Raw genomic sequence first — 5,317 nt, forward strand, 5'->3', positions numbered from 1 at the left:
TTTGTTGAGGTCTTTTTCCGGGGCCAGCAGCAGGTTGACCATGAGCTTGATCACCTCGCGCGGGGTGAAGTGCTCCCCGGCCTCCTCGTTGGATTGCTCGGCACCGATGCGGATCAGCTCTTCGAAGGCGTAACCCATCTGCATGTTGTCGATTCGCTCTGGCGAGAGATCGACCTTGGCGAAGGCCTTGATCACCTCGAACAGGATATTCTTCTCCGCCATGTGCGCGATCTGCTCGCTGAACTTGAACTTGTCCATGATGGCGCGCACGTTGGGCGAAAAACCGTTGATGTAGCTATTGAGGTTGGGGCCGAGGTTGTTGGGGTCATCCAGCAGTGAGTGGATGCCTTCGGCAGACAGGGTGAGCTGCATGCGCGAGAGGTTGTAAAAGCGGTGGCCGGTGATCTGTTGCAGGCGTGCCTGCTGCACGCGCTCGGGCTTGGTTTTGAGTGACTGAAACTCCTCCAGTACCGCCTGGCGGGTGGGGGCCAGCAGGCACTCGAAGCGGCGCAGCACGGTGAGCGGCAGGATCACCTTGCGGTATTCGTTGCGCTTGTAGGGGCCGCGCAGCAGGTTGCAGATGCCCCAGATGAAGTTGGCTATCTGGCTGTGGGTTTCGCCATTCATGGATTGTTGTCCTTGGTCTGTCTTTGTTGTGTTTCTATTTGTTTTATGGCTTTGTCGAAATCGCTTTCGAACAGCCGATCTTGGATGATGCGGTATTTTTCGAACTCGCTCTCGGCGTGGACCTTGGCGATTTCGGCGGTTACTTTGCCGGCATCCTGCAGAATCTCGCGGTCGGTGGCTTCGATAAAGCGGTTGAGGCGGGTTTCCCAGTCTTGCATGGTCATGGGGATTTTGCGCAATGCCATATCCTCGGCCACATCCAAGTAGGCGGAAACCAGCCGTTGTAGTTGCGCCATTTCGTGTTCGGTGAGGTAGTTTTTGGCCACAGTTACATCGAACTTCTGGATCTTTCCATTGGGGGCATCTTTCCAGGTGGTCAGCCCCATGTTGTCTTTGTCTGCGTCGGCGCGATGATAGATGACCTCCGCCGCCGTCTGGCCATGGATGGCCCAGTGCAGCTTGTTCTGCACCGTGGCGAAAAAGCGTTTGGTGGCCTGGGCGGTCAGGTCGTAGTCGATGGCGGTGGCGTAGATGTCGGTTATCTTCTGGTAGAACTTGCGTTCGGAAAGGCGGACTTCCCGAACGCGCTGTAGCTGCTCTTCAAAGTATTGATCGGTGAGGATGGTGCCGCCGTTTTTCAGGCGCTCGTCATCCATGGTGTAGCCCTTGATGGTGAACTCTTCAATGATGGTGGTCGCCCATTTGCGGAACTGCACGGCGCGCTCGGAGTTGACCTTGTAGCCCACAGCGATGGTGGCGGAGAGGTTGTAGTGTTTGGTGTTGTAGCTTTTGCCGTCGGCAGCAGTTATTCGAAAATTTCGAATAACTGAATCTTCCTGTAACTCGCAGTCTGAAAATACTTTTTTTAGATGGTAGTTGATGGTGTGGGTTTCTATGTCGTAAAGCAGCCCCATCATTTTCTGGCTCAGCCAGATATTTTCGTCAGCGTAAACCGCCTCTACGCCCCCCTGGCCGCTGGCAGCGATAAAGGTCAGGTATTCGGCAGCCGACGAGCGGAGGGTGGAGATCTCTTGGCTTGAAGGTTTCTTTTGGCTCATGGTTTAGCTTCCGGAGGGTTCCCGATATTCAAACAGATCGCTGACCTCACACCCCAGATAGCGGCACAGGGTGTCCATGGCGTCCAGCTCGATGCGTACGGCGGTTTCGTGGTAGAGGCGGGTGATGGTGCCACGGTTGATGCCGGTGTCGCGGGCGACATCGGAGATTTTGAGTTTGCGTTCTCCCATCAGCCGGGAGAGGCAGCATTTGATCATGAGGGTTCCTGCCTATCGGATTGATCTATAAGTGGTTGTTTTGCGATCAATTCGAATTCGAAGTTTCTAGTGCTGCCAATTTATCAGGGCAGGCAGGTGATGTCACAAGGTTTGATTGTTTTTGCGTGGCAGTGACTACAGTTGCCATTGTACTACTGGGAAAGGTCGTTTTGGGTTTGAGCTGGGGTCAAGGTATGTGCGATCCAGGTGCAACCGTCCATTTTTGGGCGCAGCAATGCACTGTAATAGTGCCTCGGTGAGCATGCGCACCATTATGGTGCGCTAGAATAATTCTTGGCAGAAGCGTTTTGAGCTAACCCGTTGATATAGTAGGAAAGAAAAGTTGGCATGTGATCTGCTATTGCGGAGATCAATTGCGCTAACTCAGATTTGAGGGTTTGTTATGGATGCGTTCCAGTCGGGTACCGATGTACTGTTTATTTTGATGGGGGCCATCATGGTGTTGGCCATGCACGCGGGCTTTGCCTTTTTGGAAGTGGGCACCGTGCGCAAAAAAAATCAGGTCAATGCTCTGGTGAAGATTATTACCGATTTTGCCATGTCGACCGTGGCGTATTTTTTCATCGGCTACAGCATTGCCTATGGAGTGGATTTTTTCTCCGGTGCGCAGGTGCTGGCGGAGAAAAATGGCTATGACCTGGTGAAGTTTTTCTTCCTGCTGACATTTGCTGCGGCGATTCCAGCGATTATTTCCGGCGGTATTGCCGAGCGCGCCAAGTTTAATCCGCAACTGGCTGCGACCTTTGTGCTGGTGGGTTTTGTGTACCCGTTCTTTGAAGGCATGATCTGGAACGGCAATTTTGGTTATCAGGATTGGTTGAAGGCGACGTTCGGCGCAGGCTTCCATGACTTTGCTGGCTCGGTGGTGGTGCATGCCGTGGGTGGCTGGATTGCGCTGGCGGCGGTGATGCTGTTGGGGCCACGCAGTGGTCGTTATGGCAAAAACGGGACGGTGTATGCGCATCCGCCATCAAGCATTCCATTTTTGGCACTGGGCGCGTGGATTCTGACCGTGGGCTGGTTTGGTTTTAACGTGATGTCAGCGCAAACCGTGTCTGGCGTCAGCGGTCTGGTGGCGATTAACTCGCTGATGGCGATGGTGGGCGGCATTCTGGCTGCGCTGCTGATGGGCCGTAATGACCCTGGCTTCGTGCACAACGGTCCGCTGGCGGGTTTGGTGGCGATTTGTGCTGGCTCAGATGTGGTGCATCCGCTGGGCGCACTGACCATCGGTTTGGTGGCTGGCGCGTTGTTTGTCTGGACGTTTACGCTGACGCAGAACAAATGGAAAATTGACGACGTGCTGGGCGTGTGGCCGCTGCACGGTTTGTGCGGTGCGATGGGCGGTCTGGCCGCTGGCGTGCTGGGCAGTGAGGCGTTGGGTGGCATGGGGGGCGTGAGCTTCATGTCGCAGCTGGTGGGAACGCTCACCGGAATTGTTATTGCGTTTGTCGGTGGATTTTTGGTGTACGGTGCGTTGAAGCTGGCGTTTGGGTTACGCCTGAGCAAAGAAGAAGAATTTGAGGGTGCCGACATTAGTATTCACAAAGTCTCTGCCGAGCCAGATTACAACAAGTAAAAATCACTGCTTTGAATCGAGGATCACGGGCCACAAATGTGGCCCGTGTTCGTTTGCGGCTGCGGAATCGCTAGGGTAGACTTTAACGCTCGAATTTTTCTGAAGGCGACTTACGCAATGGATAGACGCAAATTCATCAAAAGCATCGGCACCGGTGCACTGGCGACAGCATCGCTGGCGGTGGCTTCTCCGGCGAATGCAGCGGCCAAGATCAAGTGGAAAATGGTGACAACCTGGCCGAAAAATTTTCCTGGACTGGGGACAGCGGCCAACACACTGGCGCAATTGATTGGTGAAATGTCCGGTGGCCGGATGAGCGTGACGGTCTTTGGTGCGGGTGAGTTGGTGCCGGCATTTGAGATTTTTGATGCGGTGTCGCAAGGCGCAGCAGACATGGGGCACGGCGCGGCCTATTACTGGAAAGGCAAATCCGAAGCCGCACAGTTTTTTGCATCGGTTCCGTTTGGTTTGAATGCGCTGGAAATGAACGCCTGGTTGTCGCATGGTGGCGGTATGGAATTGTGGCGCGAAGTGTACAAACCTTTTGGTTTGGTACCGACCGCCGCAGGCAATACCGGTGTGCAGATGGCGGGCTGGTTTAATCGTGAGATTAAAACCGTTGCCGATCTGAAAGGTCTGAAAATGCGCATTCCTGGTCTGGGCGGTGAAGTGTTGCGTCAGGCTGGCGGCACGCCGGTGAATTTGCCGGGTGGAGAAATTTTCACAGCACTCAAATCCGGTGCGATTGATGCGACCGAATGGGTTGGTCCGTACAACGATTTGGCGTTTGGATTGTATAAAGCCGCCAAGTACTATTATTACCCTGGCTGGCATGAGCCAGGCACCACGCTGGAATGTTTTATCAACCAGAAATCCTTCAACAAGTTGCCCAAGGATTTGCAGCAAATTGTTATGCAGGCTTGCCGGGTGGCGAATCAGGACATGATGGCCGAATACACTGCGCGCAACAATCAGGCGTTGCTGTCGTTGCGGGTCAAACACAAAGTCGATGTGCGTTCGTTGCCGCAGGATGCGTTAAAACGTCTGAAGCAATTGTCGGATGACGTAGTGGCTGATGTGGCCGCCAAAGATGCCATGTCGAAAAAAGTATTTGATTCCTATATCGCGTTTCGCAAACAAGTGGTTGCCTGGCACGACATTTCAGAGCGTGCATATCTGAATACAAGAAAGGTATAGATCATGGAAAGACGTAAATTTCTAAAAACAGCCGGTCTGGCCGCGGCCGCAACCGGCGCTTTGGGCTTGAGTACGTCGGCCAATGCCGCGCAAGAATCCATCAAGTGGAAAATGGTAACCGCCTGGCCAAAAAATTTTCCGGGTCTGGGAACGGGCGCAGAATTTTTAGCGCAGACCATTAACGACATGTCTGGTGGCCGCATCGAAGTGAAAGTGTATGCCGCCGGTGAGTTGGTGCCACCGTTTGAAGTGTTTGACGCAGTATCACGCGGCACCGCGCAAATGGGCCATGCCTCGCCGCTGTATTGGGCAGGTAAAGTGCCGGCAGCGCAATTTTTCGGAGGTGTGCCGTTTGGTTTGACCGGCCTGGAGATCAATGCCTGGTTGTATTACGGCGGTGGCATGGAGTTGTGGCAGGAATTGTACAAGCCTTTTGGGGTGGTGCCTGCTGCGGTGGGAAATTCCACGGTGCAAATGGCTGGCTGGTTTAATCGCGAAATTAAATCTGTGGCCGACCTGAAGGGCATGAAAATGCGTATCGCCGGCTACATGGGTGGCGAGGTGTATCGTCGTGCCGGCGCAACGCCAGTGAGTATTTCCGGCGGGGAAAATTTTGCGT

Annotated in this window: 6 protein-coding genes; 3 read left to right on the forward strand and 3 right to left on the reverse strand. The window is 54.0% G+C overall.

Annotation, left to right across the window (positions count from 1 at the left end):
- The 3 genes from OEW58_13815 to OEW58_13825 all read right to left on the reverse strand — a co-directional run.
- On the reverse strand, window positions 1–627 hold a 627-nt coding region (locus OEW58_13815), incomplete at its 3' end, for a type I restriction-modification system subunit M (protein MDH5302422.1).
- Window positions 624–1,685: a virulence RhuM family protein gene (locus OEW58_13820; GenBank protein MDH5302423.1), complete on the reverse strand. Its 1,062-nt coding sequence runs from the start codon at window positions 1,683–1,685 to the stop codon at window positions 624–626. The genes OEW58_13815 and OEW58_13820, both read right to left, overlap by 4 nt.
- 3 nt (window positions 1,686–1,688) lie before the next feature.
- Window positions 1,689–1,901: a helix-turn-helix transcriptional regulator gene (locus OEW58_13825; GenBank protein ID MDH5302424.1), complete on the reverse strand. Its 213-nt coding sequence runs from the start codon at window positions 1,899–1,901 to the stop codon at window positions 1,689–1,691.
- A gap of 403 nt (window positions 1,902–2,304) precedes the next feature.
- Between OEW58_13825 and OEW58_13830 the strand changes: the two genes are divergently transcribed.
- From OEW58_13830 to OEW58_13840, 3 genes are all read left to right on the forward strand, one after another.
- Complete coding sequence (locus OEW58_13830; protein ID MDH5302425.1) at window positions 2,305–3,501, forward strand: ammonium transporter; 1,197 nt, start codon at window positions 2,305–2,307, stop codon at window positions 3,499–3,501.
- Window positions 3,502–3,618: 117 nt separating this feature from the next.
- The gene (locus tag OEW58_13835; GenBank protein ID MDH5302426.1) at window positions 3,619–4,698 is read left to right on the forward strand and encodes a TRAP transporter substrate-binding protein; all 1,080 of its coding nucleotides are present in this window, start codon (window positions 3,619–3,621) and stop codon (window positions 4,696–4,698) included.
- A 3-nt stretch (window positions 4,699–4,701) separates the two neighbouring features.
- Window positions 4,702–5,317 (forward strand): twin-arginine translocation signal domain-containing protein (locus OEW58_13840; GenBank protein ID MDH5302427.1); only part of this gene is annotated, 616 nt, incomplete at its 3' end.

This window comes from Gammaproteobacteria bacterium (assembly GCA_029884425.1).
Taxonomy (GTDB): Bacteria; Pseudomonadota; Gammaproteobacteria; order S012-40; family S012-40; genus JAOUHV01.